We start from the raw sequence: 1490 nt of genomic DNA on the forward strand, positions 1-1490 counted from the left end.
ATTTTATGGTGGCGTTTATGTCATATCCTCTGTGAAAACGATTGATGAGTCTATTGAAAAAATACGCAGCATGTTATGGTTATCGGGAATGGGCGCTTTCTTTCTTGCGCTTGCTTTCACGTATATCCTTTCAAAAAAGTTATCAGACCCCTTAATTCAAATGGAAAAAGCCACTCGAAAGATAGCCAAAGGGGATTTAAAAACTCGTGTCACTCCACCATCGAAAGACGAGATGGGCTCGTTAGCCCAAGCGATTAACGATTTGGCACTCGACCTACAAAAGTATCGTGAATCCCGGAGTGAGTTTTTTTCGAACATTTCTCATGAGTTAAGAACGCCAATGACGAGTATAGAGGGCTACGCAAAAGTATTAAAGGAGAAGTTGTATGATTCAGAAGAAGAAAAAGAGCAATACCTCGATATCATTCATCAGGAATCCATCCGTTTGACAAGGATAATTGGAGACCTGTTTGAACTTTCCAAAATTGAAGAGGGAAAGATTGGCTTCCACTTTGAATGGATCGATTTATCGGAAGTGCTGAATAGTGCTATTCAAAAAACAAAATGGAGAGCCCAAGAAAAAGGATTGGACATGCGAGCTTATATCCAACCTGACCTGCCATTTGTCTATTGTGATGGTCATCGTATGGCGCAGGTTTTTATGAACTTGCTGGACAATGCTATCCGTTACACAGAACAAGGGACGATTTCAGCGAAAATGACGAAAGAGAATGATGTCGTGAAGATTTCTGTGGAAGATACAGGCATTGGAATTCCTGAGGACGAACTAACCTATATTTTTGAACGATTTTATCGGGTTGAAAAATCTCGTTCGCGTGAATTTGGGGGAACAGGATTAGGCCTGGCGATTGTCAAAAACCTGGTGGAGCAACAAGGAGGGTCTATCCGAGCGTTTAGTGAGGTAGGAAAAGGAACTCGCTTTGAGATCAAGTTCTTGATTTCACCTGATATAAAAAAAGAGGAGGAAGAGGAATGAAAAGGTTGGACTGGATTATTGCTTTGTTCTTGGTAGTCATTGGATTAACTTGTTTGACCATGTCCGCAACATGGATGATGGATACCGGATCCATTCGATCCTATTTCACAAATTTCCTCCAAATTTGCCTTTGGATAGGCATACCAATCCTTATCGTAGGAGTCATTTATTACGTAATGAAAAGGAAGAGGAGAGATTCATAAATGCGAGAGTTCAAATCACTTATTTATCCAATCAGTGTAGGTTTAGTCTTAATACCCAGTACAGTCTTCGCCCATGGCGGGGCGGAGGAAACGCAATCAGGATTACCAATGAGCACCTTTGGATTGCTGGCAATGGGCCTATTATTGATCTTGTTCATTGCTTTCTATATGGTGGTAAAAAAGAAAGTACAGGGTCTAAAAAATGTAAAGAAAAAAGAGGATCGAATCAAACGACAACGGTTAGAGAAGAACCTACAACTAATAAATTGGGGATGGATATTATCCCTGAT

Annotated in this window: 2 protein-coding genes; both read left to right on the forward strand. The window is 40.5% G+C overall.

From position 1 onward, the window contains the following. Positions 1 to 997, forward strand: a 997-nt coding sequence (locus ACFQ8C_RS36965; protein WP_383466340.1) for an ATP-binding protein, incomplete at its 5' end; no start/stop codon positions are given. Between the two features lie 203 nt (positions 998 to 1200). Then, positions 1201 to 1490: hypothetical protein (locus ACFQ8C_RS36970; RefSeq protein WP_383466341.1), on the forward strand; the 290-nt coding region annotated here is incomplete at its 3' end.

It is taken from the genome of Streptomyces sp. NPDC056503, from assembly GCF_042794995.1.
Classification (GTDB): domain Bacteria; phylum Actinomycetota; class Actinomycetes; order Streptomycetales; family Streptomycetaceae; genus Streptomyces.